Source organism: Guptibacillus algicola (genome assembly GCF_020171805.1).
GTDB lineage: Bacteria > Bacillota > Bacilli > Bacillales > Guptibacillaceae > Guptibacillus > Guptibacillus algicola.
This window is the reverse complement of the sequence record NZ_JAIVAF010000003.1, coordinates 1,169,621-1,185,923: the sequence shown is the minus strand read 5'-3', so window position 1 is coordinate 1,185,923 and position 16,303 is coordinate 1,169,621. Positions and strand designations below refer to the sequence as shown.

At 38.7% G+C, this 16,303-nt stretch carries 13 protein-coding genes; 1 reads left to right on the top strand and 12 read right to left on the bottom strand.

The annotated features are described in order from the left end of the window. Positions 1–28 precede the first annotated feature (28 nt). The 10 genes from LCM09_RS13665 to ilvA form a co-directional block, all read right to left on the bottom strand. The gene (locus LCM09_RS13665) at positions 29–880 is read right to left on the bottom strand and encodes a 3-hydroxyacyl-CoA dehydrogenase family protein (protein WP_224882723.1); all 852 of its coding nucleotides are present in this window, start codon (positions 878–880) and stop codon (positions 29–31) included. Positions 881–998: 118 nt separating this feature from the next. After that, positions 999–2,369: an FAD-binding oxidoreductase gene (locus tag LCM09_RS13660; protein ID WP_224882721.1), complete on the bottom strand. Its 1,371-nt coding sequence runs from the start codon at positions 2,367–2,369 to the stop codon at positions 999–1,001. A gap of 141 nt (positions 2,370–2,510) precedes the next feature. Continuing rightward, on the bottom strand, positions 2,511–3,329 hold the full coding sequence (locus LCM09_RS13655; RefSeq protein ID WP_224882714.1) for a CAP domain-containing protein: 819 nt from the start codon (positions 3,327–3,329) through the stop codon (positions 2,511–2,513). A gap of 144 nt (positions 3,330–3,473) precedes the next feature. Beyond that, entirely contained in the window at positions 3,474–6,227 is a 2,754-nt protein-coding gene (gene ppc, locus LCM09_RS13650) for a phosphoenolpyruvate carboxylase (RefSeq protein ID WP_224882707.1), read from the bottom strand. A 229-nt stretch (positions 6,228–6,456) separates the two neighbouring features. Further along, entirely contained in the window at positions 6,457–7,116 is a 660-nt protein-coding gene (locus LCM09_RS13645) for a potassium channel family protein (RefSeq protein ID WP_224882705.1), read from the bottom strand. A 16-nt stretch (positions 7,117–7,132) separates the two neighbouring features. Further along, positions 7,133–8,446, bottom strand: a complete 1,314-nt coding sequence (locus LCM09_RS13640; RefSeq protein WP_224882703.1) for a TrkH family potassium uptake protein — start codon at positions 8,444–8,446, stop codon at positions 7,133–7,135. A 97-nt stretch (positions 8,447–8,543) separates the two neighbouring features. Continuing rightward, on the bottom strand, positions 8,544–9,506 hold the full coding sequence (locus LCM09_RS13635) for an MBL fold metallo-hydrolase (RefSeq protein ID WP_224882701.1): 963 nt from the start codon (positions 9,504–9,506) through the stop codon (positions 8,544–8,546). Between the two features lie 78 nt (positions 9,507–9,584). Next, positions 9,585–10,538 (bottom strand): phosphotransferase family protein, encoded by a 954-nt coding sequence (locus LCM09_RS13630; protein ID WP_224882700.1) that lies wholly within the window; start codon positions 10,536–10,538, stop codon positions 9,585–9,587. A 65-nt stretch (positions 10,539–10,603) separates the two neighbouring features. Continuing rightward, the gene (locus LCM09_RS13625) at positions 10,604–12,529 is read right to left on the bottom strand and encodes an ATP-dependent DNA helicase (RefSeq protein WP_224882698.1); all 1,926 of its coding nucleotides are present in this window, start codon (positions 12,527–12,529) and stop codon (positions 10,604–10,606) included. Between the two features lie 180 nt (positions 12,530–12,709). After that, positions 12,710–13,966 carry a threonine ammonia-lyase IlvA gene (gene ilvA / locus LCM09_RS13620; protein ID WP_224882696.1) on the bottom strand — a complete coding sequence of 419 codons (1,257 nt, stop codon included), beginning with the start codon at positions 13,964–13,966 and terminating at the stop codon, positions 12,710–12,712. Positions 13,967–14,135: 169 nt separating this feature from the next. On the opposite strand from ilvA, the gene LCM09_RS13615 reads away from it, so the two are divergent. Next, positions 14,136–14,786, top strand: a complete 651-nt coding sequence (locus tag LCM09_RS13615; protein ID WP_224882694.1) for an MtnX-like HAD-IB family phosphatase — start codon at positions 14,136–14,138, stop codon at positions 14,784–14,786. 85 nt (positions 14,787–14,871) lie between these two features. Here LCM09_RS13615 and kynA read toward each other — a convergent pair whose 3' ends face one another. Further along, complete coding sequence (gene kynA, locus LCM09_RS13610) at positions 14,872–15,711, bottom strand: tryptophan 2,3-dioxygenase (protein WP_224882684.1); 840 nt, start codon at positions 15,709–15,711, stop codon at positions 14,872–14,874. Between the two features lie 155 nt (positions 15,712–15,866). Next, on the bottom strand, positions 15,867–16,226 hold the full coding sequence (locus LCM09_RS13605; protein ID WP_224882676.1) for a nuclear transport factor 2 family protein: 360 nt from the start codon (positions 16,224–16,226) through the stop codon (positions 15,867–15,869). Between the last annotated feature and the right edge of the window lie 77 nt (positions 16,227–16,303).

Genomic DNA, 16,303 nt, shown 5'->3' with positions numbered 1-16,303 from the left:
GTTGCCATGTTTAATAAAGGTTTATTTATCACGAATATGTATAGAATCCTTTCCCTGTCTTTTTGCCAAGATGCCCAGCTTTCACATACTTTGTTAAAATCGGACAAGGTCTATATTTCTCACCTAGTGTTTCATAGAGGTACTGCATGTTACGGAGCCTTGTATCAAGTCCGACTAAATCAGCAAGTTCTAGGGGCCCCATCGGATGATTCAACCCTAACTTCATCGCCTTGTCGATGTCTTCTGGAGAGCCTACTCCTTCCATCACCATATTCATTGCTTCATTACCGATTAGGCAATTCATACGACTTACAGCAAAGCCTGGAAATTCATTGATCTTCACACATTCCTTACCGATTGATTCTCCAAATTCGAATGCTTTTTCAATCGTTTGTTCAGAAGTCTCTAACCCACAGATCACTTCTATTAGCTTCATACGTGGTACGGGGTTAAAAAAGTGAAGTGCTATGCATTTGTCAGGCCGGTTCGTTTGTGCAGCGATTTCAGTTGGAGACATCGTTGATGTGTTAGTTGCGAGTATCGCATGCTCAGGCGTCAGCTCATCGAGTTGTTTGAAGATACTTGCTTTCAATTCCATAATTTCTAATACTGCCTCGATTACGAGGTCGCGATCTTTTACTGATTCTTTCATATCTGTTGTATAGTTGATCGCTTCAAACGATCGGTTCGCTTCTTCTCTCGTTAAAATTTCTTTTTTTACTGCTCGATCAAATTCTTTCTTGTGATATGCTTTAGCATCTTCTAACGAAGGTTCGTTAATATCTTGAAGGTTAACCGATAATCCAGAAATAGCTGCTGCATAAGCGATTCCTCGTCCCATTGTGCCAGAACCAATAATAGCTACTTTCTTTATCGACATATACATTCCACCCCTTTTGTGATAACGCTTTCAAATTTGCGTAGAATAAATGGTATTCTTCAAAAGAGTTCGCCACACTTTTAAAGAATACCGATAGCATAGGAGTTGCTAATCAAAATTATGAGTTTATCTCAAAGATCTTGCCAGGATTCATGATTCCGTTTGGATCAAGTGTTTTCTTTATACCTCGCATCACTTCGAAAGCCGGTCCATGCTCCATTTGTTGGTATTTCATTTTACCTGTTCCGACGCCATGCTCTCCAGTACACGTACCGCCTTTATCTAAAGCATAATGCACAAGATGCTGATTTAATTGAGTAGCTTTTTCTAGCTCTGTTGGATTTTCAGGGTCTAGCATGAGGATAGCATGATAATTACCATCCCCAACATGACCTACTAATGCGCCGTCCAGTCCATATTGTTCTATTGCTTGTCTTGCATCAATAATAGCACCAGTTAGTTCTGAAATGGGGACGCAAACATCCGTTACCATCATTTTCTTACCTGGAGAACTGTGACTGAAAGAATAGGCTAGATTATGACGGGCCTCCCACAATTGTGCTCGTTTCTTTGAATCATGCTCAAAGATAAATTCATCACAATCGTTATCTTGAGCGATGCTTTCTGCAAAAGCGACATCCTGTTTTAAACCTGCCTCGTTCCCATGAAACTCAATAAAGACTGTCGGTTTTTCTAAGTAATCCGTTTCATTTGTTTTGTTCACTTGTTGAATGGAACGTGCATCTACGAGTTCCATTCTGGCTACTGGAATTCCTGCATGGAGAATGTTTGTAACTGTTGTCACTGCATTCTCGATCGTAGGAAAAACAATTCTACCTGCAAGTATGGTCTCTGGAATTCCGTATACCTTTAAGGTGATCTCAGAAAATGTTCCGAGCGTGCCTTCAGAACCTACAAAGAGACTAGTGAGGTGGTAACCTGAAGATGACTTAGCCGTTAAGCTTCCCGTATGTATGATTTGCCCATCAGGAAGAACAACTTCAATATCACGAACAACATCTCGCATAACTCCATAGCGTACTGATGTTGTTCCACTCGCATTCGTTGAAGTCATCCCGCCAATTGTTGCATCAGCTCCAGGGTCTACAGTAAAGAATAATCCGTACTTTTTTAATTCTTTATTTAATTGTGAACGTGTTACACCTGGCTGTACGCGAACTAGAAAATCATCAGGACGTACTTCGATTACGTTATTCATTAGCTGGAAGTCGATCGAAATCCCACCTTGATACGGAATAACATGTCCTTCGAGGCTTGAACCAAGCCCAAACGGAACGATTGGAATATTGTTCTTGTTTGCAGCTGCAACTACTTTACTAATGTCTTCCGCGTTCTTTGGAAATACCACAACATCTGGGTTGTGTGGTGTATGATACGATTCATCCTTACTATGTTGATCGATAATCGTTTCGTTTGTACTGATTTGTTCTGGTTCTAGTAGATCAGAAAGAACGTCCAGGATATTCAAAGCGATTACACCTTCCAATCTTATGTAAAATTACTATTATTCAGATAACTACCCCTTCCATTATGAACCAAAAGTGGTGAAAGAACAATGGGATGACATTAAAAAAGGACCAGGCACATCTTAATGTACCTGGCTCTCTTATTATTTTCCTATAAACATTTGTGTCCAATAATGACCATCTTGTACTAGGCCTACACCGATGTGCGTGAAGCTTTTGTTCATGATGTTTTTACGGTGCCCTTCACTCTTCATCCAGGCATCCACTACTGATTGAGGTGTTTGTTGACCTTGAGCGATATTTTCACCGGCCGTGTTAAAATCAACACCAAAGTCTCTCATCATATCGAATGGAGATCCATAAGTAGGGCTCGTATGAGAGAAGTAATTCTTTTCCTGCATATCACGTGACTTTTCTTGAGCAACATCACTTAACTTTGTGTATGCTTTCAGATCAGGAAGACCCTGCTTTCTTCTCTCCTTATTCGTTAAATCGATAACCTGCTGAACCTCTTTACTGATTTCCCCTGAAGGTTCTGCTTGATTTGTATTGTTACCTTCATTACCTTGGGCTGGTTGTTGATTATTTTGCCCTTGGTTGTTGTTCTGCCCATCTCTTGCACGTTGCTTCGCTTGCTCATCTCCTCCACCGATTCCGTATTGCTCAGGGAAACCTTCAGGAAGATACTCTCTTGGATCAATCCCTGGAATAGCCTCTTTAAACTCAAACTGTCCCTTTTGAACGATCTCACCGTGAGGGAATTTTTTACTAGGCGTTTCCGTACTGTAAGAGTTAGGGTCAATTGTGATTTGCCCTGAATTAATTCGTTGAATACCTTCAGTTGGTGCACTTGTAGTATTCATATTATTCATCGCTTCGTTTTTATCATTATCACCGTTCGCATTACATGCTCCGAGCAACAATAACCCGGGCAGTAATAACGGCATCAGTTTTTTGTACATGTTTTGCCCTCCTTGTGCAATTTTTCTTACATCCTTAGTTTTGCATCAAAAGAGCAAAGTATTTGTGGTAAAAATCGAGAAATCATAATGAATTACCCAATAACAAAAAAACCCCTCCGCAATTGTTGCAGAGAGGTTTCTTGATCAACCTGTATTTCTTAGACCAGCGGCAATACCGTTGATGGTAAGTAGAATTTCTTTCAGTAGTTCATCATCAGAACTGTCGCTCGCTCTATATTTTGATATTAGTTCTACCTGTAAGGAACTTAATGGATCTACGTAAGGGTTTCTGAGACGAATGGAATCTTTAATGTTAGGCGTGCCATCCAGTAGCTCATCTTGCCCTGTAATAGTAAGGATCACGTTTTTCGTAAGATGATACTCTTCAACGATCATATTAAAAATACGTGTTGCGACTTGTTCATCTTTAATCAACGCCATATACTTTTCAGCTGTTGGTAAATCGGCTTTCATAAGTCCCATCTGTAAGTTGTCGATTAGCGATGCGAAAAATGGCCACTTATCGTACATTTCTTTCAGTTCATTGAGTCCCTCTGGAGTTGAGGCAAATTGGTTCAACCCAGTACCTGATGCATACCATGCTGGCATTAGCTGGCGGCTTTGTGTCCAAGCAAATACCCATGGAATCGCTCTTAAATCGTCAAAGCTATTTGTTCCTTTTCTACTCATAGGTCTTGAACCGATATTCAGAGCTCCTAATTCAGGCAATGGAGTTCCATTTGTAAAGTAAGTCAAGAACCCTTCGTCATTAAACACCAACGATTGATACTTATCGAGTGAGAGTTCTGAAATATGCTCCATCGCTCTCTGCCAATCGTCTTGCCTTGAGTCTTTTTTGATTCCTGAAACAGCTGCAGAGAGTAACGTCGTCGTAGCCTGTTCAAGACTTCTGTAAGCAATATCATAAAGTAGGTAGCGAGAAGAAAGGACTTCACCTTGTTCTGTGATTTTGACACCTGCGGTATAGGTTTCAGGAGGTTGTGAAAGCAAGCTTCTTCTTAATGGACCACCGCCTCGCCCAAGTGCCCCACCTCTACCGTGGAAGAACTTTAGCTTTATGTTTCGTTCTACTGCAATTTGACTGATCTCTTGTTGAGCTTGGTATAGCTTCCAATTTGCTGTTAATGTTCCACCATCTTTACTACCATCTGAATAGCCAAGCATAATTTCTTGGCGATTGCCTACTTGTTCAAGGTGTTTTTGATAAACGTCTAGATTAAAAAGCTCTTCCATTGTACTTGCTCCAGCTTTAAGATCATCGATCGTCTCAAGAAGTGGTGCAACGTTCAAATTACTTTCAATGCTGCCATCTGAGTGAAGGCGATAAATTCCAGCTTCTTTTGCGAGTACGAGAACTTCAAGTAGATCACTTGCTGATTGCGTCATACTAATTAAGTATACAGAAATGGATTCTTCTCCAAATTCAACGTGAGCTTTTCTTATCATAGAGAATATATCTAGAATTTCTTGCGTGTCTGTCGTGTAATCTTCGTAGGTTGATAAAACCGGTCGTGGATCCTCGAGAACCTCGGCAAGAAGGTTAACTTTTTCCTTTTCTGACAGTGAAGAATAGTCATCCGATATATTGACACGCTGTAATAGTTCATTTACAGCACCTTCATGCTTACCACTATGGTTTCGTATATCAAGCGTCGCTAAGTGGAAGCGGAAGAGCGTAACTTGTCGAATAAGTTTATGGAGATCATCAAAGTGAAAACCTTCTGGGTAATGCTGACGCAAGCTATTTTCTAGCAACTTTAAATCACTAATGAAATCTTCTGCATCGTGATATCCAATAGGAGTACCGATCTTATCTAGTTTCTCAAGAACATATGAAAGCTTTACTCGATATGATTCGTGAGGAACTCCCCACCTCTTAACATGTGGAAGCTGTTCTTCATCTCTTTCAATGGATGCAATCAACTCACCACAGATTGGAACTCTGTTTGAGGACTGACTTAACTTTCTCATTAGGTCTTTAACGGATTGTTTGTATTTTGATACAACAACTTCACGCTGCTTTTCGAGTGTGTTCCAAGTAACGTCAGGAGTTACAAACGGGTTCCCATCACGATCTCCACCAATCCATGATCCAAAGTTGAGAATGTTCGGGATGTTCCATGATACGTCTGGATAATGTTCCTTTAAACATTCTTCAAGTTCTTCATGAATTTCTGGAAGAACATCGAATAGCGTTTCTTCAAAATAAAACAGCCCCATATTTACTTCATCCATGACAGTTGGTTTCTTATGGCGAAGTTCATCAGTTTGCCAAAGCGTCGTGATTTCATTATAGATGGAGTCCTTGATGCTCTTCTTCTCTCTTGAAGTTAAGAGCGGATTGTCCATCTCACGGAGAGCATTTGCGATTCTCTTATGGATTTCAAGAACCGTCCTACGAGTGGCTTCAGTTGGGTGAGCAGTAAGAATAAGCTCTAACGATAGAGACTGTAGCGTCTCTTCGATTAGCTCTCCAGGTACATTATTCTCCTTCAATGTTGAAATTGCATGCGGAATAGACCCTGGCTGTGAACTATTTTCATCAAGCATTTGATAATCTTTTCGTCTTCGAATTCTGTGATTTTGTTCTGCGATATTGACTAAATGAAAATACAATGCAAAAGCTCGGATAACTTGTTTTCTTAGTGGAGATTGTAGACCTTGGATCGTATCTTCTAGTTCTTTCGTTATTTCGTCTTGAGCATTTTGTCTTATCGACTTTGTTTTTTCACGAATAGATTCTACTGTGTCTAGAAGGTGTTGTCCGCCATGCTGCACTAAAACGTCACCTAGTAAGTTTCCTAACATGTTGATGTCACGTCTTAGTGCAACGTGGTGGTTTTGTTGTGAAGTGGTTGCTGTATCTAGTTTCGTCATCTACGACCATCCTTTCAGAAATTGTTAATGCGAATAATTAAAATTATTTCAATATTTCTATTATATACAAGAAATTTTATTTTTGTCACGTGATTAGCAATTGGTTAGAGATCTTGGTGTTTTCGGTAACAACCATCGAATCAGTAATGAAAGCGGATACAAAACTTTTGAAAATTTATCATAATTAAAGCAAAAAACCTGCTTATTTAGCAGGTTTTTTAAAGGCCTATTATAAATCAAATTTCTTTCTGAACTGTTGGATTTTTTTGTTTTCACCGACAATTAGGATTACATCGTCACTTTGGAAAGCCACTTCTGCATAACGGCTCAGTATAGGAGAATCTTCTCTCAAGATAAGTGAGACGTTCAGGTCGTATTTTCTTGAGAAATCAAGCTCAAGCAAAGTCTTCCCAACTAATTCTTCAGGAACTTTTAATTCAACTGCTGAGACATTTTTTGTGATTTCGATATACTCGATCACATTTGGCATCGTTATTTGTCTAGCTACTTTCATCCCTGCTTCTTCCTCAGGATAAATCACACGATTCGCGCCTAAATTAGATAGGATCTCCCCTATTTCTTTACTTGTTGCCTTTACGATGATTTCCTTTGCATTGCGCTCACGCAATCGATTTGTGATGAGAATCGCTGAATATGAGTCTGTACCGATGGCAACGAAAACGGCATCAAATTGTTCAACGTTTAAGTCGTCCATCACACCATTTTCCCTTAGGTCTCCAACAATCGAATGTGTAGCGTATTCTTCGATATCTTCAAGAGGGCCCTCATCTTTGTCACAAACAATGACATCACATTTTTGTGCGTATAGTTCTTGAATAATGCCTTTAGCAAATCTTCCTGCACCGAGTACTAAAAATTGTTTTCTCAATCGATCAAACCCCTTCTTATCCTACTGCTAGATCTTCTTTTAAATAACGTGTTTTGGATTTTTCAATCTTGAACACCACATAAATGAAGCTGAAAATACCAATTCGCCCAATAATCATCAATATGCAAAGCAATAGCTTCGAAAAAGTTGCTAGTTCTCCTGTAATTCCCATTGAAAGCCCCGTATTCGTGAGTGCAGAAAGGACTTCGAAAGCGATCATTTCGATTTCCTGTAGTTCAAACAACGAAAGAGCAACTGTAGACAATCCAAATAGAAATACAAAGCTTACAAAAATAAGAAATGCTTTATTGATGGAATCTTGAGAAATGGTCTTTTTCATTAAAGTGGTATGCTCTTGTGATTTAGCCACAGATACCATCTTTGCCATTAATACAGAGAATGTCGTTAACCTCAAGCCCCCACCAGTACTAGATGATGCTCCTCCAATGAACATAAGAATCATCAAGATAAGAAGCGTTGTGATATGTAATGATGAAATATCAACCGTTGTTAACCCACCATTTCTTGTTGTGGCCGAAAGGAAAAAAGAGTTGAACAGCTTATCAGGAAATGAAAGGTGTGCAAAGATACCATTATGCTCAATCGTATAGTATACGACTGCAGCCGTAAGAAATAACGTTGTGTGGAGTCGAATGTTGATTCTTGAAAACAGACTCCTTTTCCGTCGAAACGGGTTTATGTATTCTACAATGGTTGGAAAGCCTAAACTCCCGATGAAGATCATCACCATTGTGGTTAATAAAAAAAGCTTGCTTTCCTGAAATCCAATGAGGCTATCTCCAAAGAGGTCAAAGCCAGCGTTTGTAAAGCTAGCAACACTGTGGAACACCGTGACAAATATTGCTTCATTAGTAGAGGAAAATTCGTTTCGAATGCCACTGAACATCAAGGCAAAGCCTATCGCTTCAACGATGATGGCGATCATTAAAACAGAGATACTCAATGACTTAATCGTTTTAAGTTTTGATTGATTCTGGTCTTTAGATAATAAAAGCATACTAGACATGGTAAGTTTTTTTCCCATCATCATGAATAAATAACTGATGAGGACAAGGATTCCCACTCCCCCTAGCTGCATTTCTATTATCAATGCTGTCTGGCCTATTCTTGTTAATTCAGTCGAAACATCGATTACGGATAACCCTGTCACGCTAAGTGCACTTGTAGACACAAAGAGTGCATCAACAAATGGTAACCCACTAACATTTGAAAAGGGCATAAAATAGAAGAGACTAAATAATAATATTGTCCCTACGTACATTATGAAAATATAACGAAAAGATTGAATGGTCGACTTATTCTTATACATAACATCTCTCCAACTAGAGGTAATCTTCACAATTATTTACAGCATATTCACTATATCATAAACAAAGTTTAAGCATGAAAAAACTCCTTAAGAACACTTAAGGAGTTTGATTTACTTTTTGTTTTGTAATGTAATCATAAAGTCCCATGGCACACACTTGCAAGTCTAATGTTATGTAACGGTATACCTCATGATCGTTTGAAATCCCTTGTTTACCGAGTGTTGTTTTCACTTCAGACAATAAATCATTCGCAATGAGTTCACTGACTTGCTCTGGTGTTTTTTCTTTATTAGCCAAGGTGATTGTCTCAGCCGATTTAATAAATACAGGTAACCAGTATGCAAGTTGTTCAATGACATCCAGAGGTGCATCTGACTTTCCATAGTGTCCAAAATAGATGGCGTCAGGATGAAAATCCATTATTCGTTCTGCTGAATAAAGCATGTCATGAGGATTGAATTGGTTAGGTGACGTGGATGGTAAATAAAGATCAACGTCGATGAGTGGATAGTAGACACCTACCGTATCACCTACAAATACCCCATTTGTTTTGGAATCATGAATTGAATAGTGATGCTTTGCATGTCCAGGTGTATTTATGAATGTTAGAACTCGATTTTCTCCGAGTGTCAGTTCGTCACCATCCTCCATTACAAGTAAGCGGTCTGACGGAACAGGAAGTATAGGGTCAAAAAGTTTATTGAACTTCTCTCCGTATACTGCCTTTGCTCCTTGAATCAAACGGGATGGATTCTCTAGATGGCGATAACCTTTCTTATGAACGAGTATTCTTGCGTTAGGGCATTTCTCAAGTAACAACCCTGCGCCTCCTGCATGATCTAGGTGAATATGTGTGACGACGATGTTGCGAATGTCTTTTAAATCAACTTCTAATGCTTCTAATCCTTTTAGGAGATGTGGGATTGACGGGCTAGCACTCGTCTCGATAATCGTTATTTCATCTTCAAGTAAAATATAGCTTCCTGTTCGTTTTTCTAGCTTCAAATCATGAAGATCTACCAGGAATAGGTCTTCCCCGATCAGTTCAGGTTGGGTCATCGAAATCTTCCTTTCCTATCAATTTTTCCTTATATGTAGAAAGGTTCTCGATTTAGCCCCTTATTCCTCTAAATAATCCTACGAGTAAGATCGCAACGTTTTTTCAATCAAGCGTGTTATATCTTTAAATCTGTTTTCTCCACCATATTTGCTATCAAGCAAACTGCACAATGCAACGAGGTCAGCTAGTTTTGCTAATTTTCTCCAGTTTGGAGATAACACGATACCGTTATTTCTTAATCCTGATAATAGGCCATCCTCAAATGATTCCATATTTGGAAAGTGATCATACCTGATCATATTTCCGATATCTAAATAGATACTACCTGCAAATGCAAATTCCCAATCTAATACAGCGCTAACTTCTGTTCCTTCGATCAATATGTTAAGTCCGTTGAAATCACCGTGAACGAGACGGGCTTCACTTTCGTCTTCAAGGAAAAGTGAAGCGTGCTCTTTTGCAAATACAAGAATCCGATTGGTTAATGACTTTGATATTCTAGATGTCATAGGACCTTTTTCAATAAAAGATTCGATTATAGAATAAAAAGACTCAGGTGTAAGGCGAAATGGCTGCTCAACTTTCACATGCTTATCGAGAAACCCTTGTGATGGAAAGGTAAGTTGTCGTAAGGACGCAAGTTGTTCACCTACTGAGTGACCGATTGCATACATTTCATTTGCGGACGATGATAATCGATCTCGGAGTAATACCCCCCTCTTCCATTCTACGAGAGCAACACTATACTCTGGTTTATGTGAAAGGTATAAGAACCTTGGTGCTTTTACCTGTTCAGGAAGAATCCTATGCAGGTTCTGTTCAAGTATAAGAGTTTTCTTGTTCGTGGTAAATCTTGCAACAAGCCATGTACTATCTATTAGCTCTATTTTATAGTTGGAGTGACTCAACCCACCTGTTAATAGTTCGATTTCATTAATCCTTCCATCTGGATAATAGCTATGTATGATTTCCGAAAAGCTTTCGAAATTTGGTTCTATAATTGGTTTGTTACGTTCCCAGTTCGTTTTCATCTATTCACCTCCACTTTGCGTTCTTTTGAAAAAGAGCTCTTTCATGTTTGAAAGAGCTCTTTGAATTAGTCCCACTTTATAGGTAAAGGCATGACGTCTTGGATTTTCTTTTCGTATTTCTGCTTTTGATCGTTAGACATCCATAAACTCACAGAACCTTTATCTTGGCTTGTTCGAATTAAACGACCTATCCCTTGACGAAGTCGAAGCAGCATATATGGGAGATCGACATGCTCTTCAGGATTCGATGAATGATTTCGCTTGGCTTGGAAAACAGGGTCATTTGGTGGAAATGGAAGAGACGAGATGATCACTTGAGTAAGCGATTCACCTGGAACATCAAGGCCTTCCCAAAGGTGATAAGAACAAAGAACCGAAGAAGCATCTTCTTGGAATTCTCTTACGGTTTCACTTATTTCACGATCACCTTCAAATATCATGTTAAACGCCCAATCTTTGTTGCCAGACCAAGTTTTAAAACGGTTCATTTCCTCCAATGATGAGAAGAGAATGAGAGAATGACCTTGGTTTTTAATAAGTGAATCTTGAATACTTGCCCATTTCTCTTCTTCGTCTGTCTCAACGTTCCCAGTTATCTCCATTTGTTCTTCATAATCAAATGGGGAGTTTACTGAGAATGACGCGTGTTTTTGAATTCCTAAGCTACTAGCGATGTAAGAGAAATCACCAGCTTGAGATAACGTTGCTGATGAGAAGATAAACGGAATTTTTTGTGAGAATACTTCTTTCCTCAAAATATCTTCAACGAGCCGAGGCATAATGACAAGGCTTGTATCGGAAGACGTTTCTTCTAGCCAATGAATTCCTTCGCCATCTTTTAGGAAGGTTCTTAATCCATAAGCAAAGAACTCCAAATATTCTTCCATAATCTTCACGTGATAATCGTCCATCACATATAATTCTGAATCAAATACAAGCTGTTCAAGAAGTGCATCAACTTTAGTCACCATTGTTTCAGCCATCGAAACGATGGATTCTGTTCTCTCTACATCTTTACGAACAGACCCTTCAATGGTTCGAGCGTTTTTACTTAGGCGAGAGAACCACTCATCATGTAGCTCGAGGATATCTTCCACTAGCGTAAGTGACTCTTCCCGGACATCCTGGTCCATGTATCCTGTTAAGACACTAGATAATGTTTCAGAGTGGAATCGATACGTAAGGCCTTTTTGAGCTGAAAACTCTAGAAGGTGCCCTTCATCAAATACTACCGTGCTCGCTTCAGGTAATAGAGGCAGCTGCCCTTCTCGTTTACGTGACTCCTTCGTCCAAATATGTTCCATATAAAAGTCATGTGAGCAAATGATGAGATCACTTGCTTGACGGTAATGTTTTCTGTTTAAAGTTTGCCCGCATCGGTGGCGCCAATCACATGTAGAACACTGTTGTAGAGGATCCCATGCGATTGTCTCCCATTTCTCATTCGGAACCCACGGATATTCCTTACGATCTCCGTAACGATAGAATGACTGCATGGAAGCTGCCGGTTCATAGACGAACTCTGGTATTTCATCATGAACACTTAAGATATCTTCATCATCAGTACGATGGGCAAGGTAGTCAAGTTTTTTCACGCACACATACTGTTCTCTTGCCTTAGCTAGTCGTACATCGACATTAAGACCAAGTGCTTTTTCTAGCTTCTCGATGTCTCCGCCTTTTTTGACTAGCTGTTCAATAAGCGTTTCATCTGCACAAGAAATGATTGCAGGTTTTCTCGTGTATCTAGCATAGCAAATAGCGTATAGCAAATAGACAAATGTTTTCCCTGTTCCTACACCTGCTTCAGCAAATACGACACTTTTATTTTTGAAAGCCTGTTCGATTTGAAAGGCCATAAAGATCTGTTCATCGCGAAGCTCATAACCGTGCTCTGGAAGAATGTCGTAAAAAACATCTCCAATATAGTCCCCTAGCACATCATAAAATGAATCTTCTTTTGTTATTTCAAACGGTAATGGTTGAGTCATTTACGGTCTCCTCTTCTAGATTGGTCCGTCCTCTTTTTCAAGAAAACCAACCCTTATCATAACAGATATACTAGGAAAAGTGTTGATTTATCCTTTAACATATGGTGTGATTTTTCAGTGAATAGAAACGAAAAGGGCCTAAGCGATTCTATCTCACTAAAAAACGCCTTTTCAGGCGTTTTAAATTAAAAGGTTAAATAAATTCTGATCTTTGTTAATTTCGATATAAGAGAAGCCACTCACTTCCATCCGCTTAACTAATGGATCATAGTCTTCCACCCTGTTTAATTCGATTCCTACAAGTACAGGTCCTTTATCTCGGTTATTCTTTTTCGTATATTCAAACCGTGTAATATCGTCAGTTGGTCCAAGTACATCAGCCATAAATTCCTTTAATGCTCCTGCACGCTGTGGGAAATGTACGATAAAATAATGCTTTAGCCCTTCATAGATTAATGAGCGTTCCTGGATTTCTTGCATCCTATTGATATCATTATTACCACCACTAATGATACAAACCACATTTTTTCCTCTAATTTGATCCTGATAGAAATCCAAAGCAGCTATGGAGAGTGCGCCTGCTGGTTCTGCTACAATTGCATTTTGGTTGTATAGTTCAAGAATAGTCGTGCAAATTTTCCCTTCTGGAACGAGAACGACATCATCAAGTAGCTGTTTGCATATTTCAAGTGTCAGTTTGCCTACTTGTTTGACCGCTGCACCATCAACAAATTTATTGATGTAATCGAGAGCAACCATTTCATTGTGATCTATCGAACTTTTCATACCTGGAGCGCCTTCAGGTTCAACCCCAATGATCTTTGTGTCAGGATTGATACTCTTCACAAATGATCCTACCCCTGAAGCAAGACCTCCTCCGCCAATTGGAACCATGACAACATCAACATGATCTAAATCATTCATAATCTCTAGGCCAACTGTTCCTTGTCCTGCGATTGTGTGATAATCATCAAACGGATGGATAAAGGTTTTGTCTTCACTGTTACAGAAATCTATCGCTGTTTTGAAAGAATCATCGAATGTATCTCCTGTTAGGATCACGTCAACGGAAGCCCCCCCGAACAGCTCTACTTGTGAAACCTTCTGTCTCGGTGTTGTTGCTGGCATAAAAATATGACCTTGTATACCAAGTGTTTTACATGAATATGCCACTCCCTGAGCGTGATTTCCTGCACTTGCACAAACAACCCCTCTAGCCTTTTGGTCATTATTCAAACCTTGGATATGGTTGTATGCCCCTCTAATTTTAAAAGACCTTACGTTTTGAAGGTCTTCTCTTTTTAAGTAAACGTTGCAATCATGACGTTCTGAAAGGATGTCATTGCGCTGAAGTGGCGTTCTAACAGCTACATCCTTCAACACCTGATTTGCGATAATGATATCTTCTACTTGTACTTTGCTAATTGTTTTACTCATTCTCGCTCTCCCTCTAGTTAATAAGAATAGTCTAACTTTTTAGAAATCATTTTAACATACTTTAGCACAGTTTTACGTTATTGTATTAATAGAGTTTAATTTCATTTAGCATCCTCTCGTGCTACAATTCGTAAAAGAGTGATAGGAGTAGAATTAGGAGGTAAGAGAAATGGCTACATGGGCATTTGTTTCTGATTTTGATGGTACGATTTCTAAAAAGGATTTCTATTGGCTAGTTATTGAAAATTACTATCCTGAAGGAAGAGCGTTATATAAAGACTGGAAAGATGAAAAGATAAAGGACATTGATTTTCTAAGCAAGGTGTTCAAATCAATCAATAAAGATGAAGCGCAAATTATTGAAGATATAAAAACGTTACCCATCGATTCTCATGTTCCGTCATTTATTAAAACCGTTCAACAAAATGGTGGGGATTTTTATATTTTAAGTGCTGGTACGGATTATTATATTAATCATTTACTAACTCATTACGGTATCGAAGACGTTCCGGTTTTTTCAAACAAAGGCTACTACGAAGAGAACAATGTTCATCTATCGATTGATTCAACCCATAAACACTATTCTGCAAGGTATGGGATAGATAAATCTCTCGTAATCAAAGAATTGAAGGAACGTTATGATGAGGTCTATTTTGCTGGCGACAGCGAGCCTGACTCTCATGGAGCAAAAGAGGCAGACTTAACCTTCGCAAAAGATGTGCTTCAACATATTTTGAAAAATAGTGGTACTCCCTATATCCCTGTTGAATCATTCGAGGATATTGAAGCTGATCTTAAAAGTAAAGGTAGATTAAAATAATGAGCGCTCTGTGCTTTAAAGTACTGCATAACAAAAAGGATGCAAAATTAGCATCCTTTTTGTCTATTAACATAATACTATTATCTTATAGCTCTGTTCGAATATCCCACAGTTCAGGGAAAAATCTGTGATCTAATACTTTCTTCAAATACCCTACTCCTGACGATCCGCCTGTACCTTTCTTAAACCCTATGATTCGCTCTACTGTTTTCATATGCCTGAATCGCCACTGCTGTAGCCAATCTTCTATATCAACGAGTTTTTCTGCAAGTTCGTACAAATCCCAATATTGATCAGTGTTTCGATACACTGTTAACCAGGCTTCCTTAACAGACTCATCCCCTGCATATGTATTTGTAACGTCTCTTTCTAATACTTCTTTATCTATTTTGATGCCAGCACGGTCAAGTGCTCGAATGGCAGCGTCATAGATGCTGAGTTCGTGATAGGCTTCTTTTAATGTTTGGTGTAATGTAAGATTTTTTTCATAGATTTTTAATACATGTGGAGTTTTGTACCCAAGTGCAAATTCAATCATACGGTATTGATAAGATTGAAAACCAGAAGCCTGCCCTAATGAATCTCGAAATTCCATATATTCTGAAGGAGTAAGTGTCGATAACACGTCCCAGGCTTGAATAATCTGGGTTTGAGTCTTCGAAACTCTTGCAAGCATCTTGAAAGCAGTTGATAATTCATCGTTTTCGATCGCATTGATCGCCCCTTTTAATTCATGGAGTATCAACTTCATCCAAAGCTCACTAACTTGGTGAATAATGATGAACAACATTTCATCGTGATGATCTGAAAGCCGATTTTGTCCAGAAAGTATCTGATCCAAGCTTAAGTATTCACCATAGGTCATGTTGTCTTTAAAGTCCGTATGTACGGTTGATTCTGTAGGATCGATATGTTTCTTATCCAAAGTAACCCTCCTAGTATTGAAAACGCATTCATTTTCGTTACTTGTTAACTAAAATGTGACAAGCAAACTCATATGGAAAGTATATCACTCTACTATTTTCAGTTGAAACTTCTTTTGGTTTTTGAGATTCTCATCACTATAAAAAAGCATCACATTTAGCTTGTGCTATTTGCTTTGGTTCCCTGATGGAAAAACATTTTCCATTTCCCATTCTTGCATCTCCAGATTGAACTTCGAAGGCTTTTAGATTGACAATCGTCCTTTATCAACGAATATGTAATCAGCATCACGTCATCCGATAATGCAACTACCTTCGAACTATCCATTGTGAATTGGACTGGTTTTTCCTCAGAAAGTCCCTTCAACACGTCTTCTTTATTTAATCTTCTTCCGGATTTACCAAATTCTTCGAAATCATCATCTAATAATCTTTCAACGTCTTTTTTTGAACTTCTTATTTCTGGTTGTAATAATTGTTTTTCAAGTTCAATGATTAAAGGTTCATTTTCGGTCAATTAGTTGCTCCTTTTTTATTGTTTTTATGGATTTGATGTGAGAGTGTTAATAACTATTATTATATTTTATATAAATA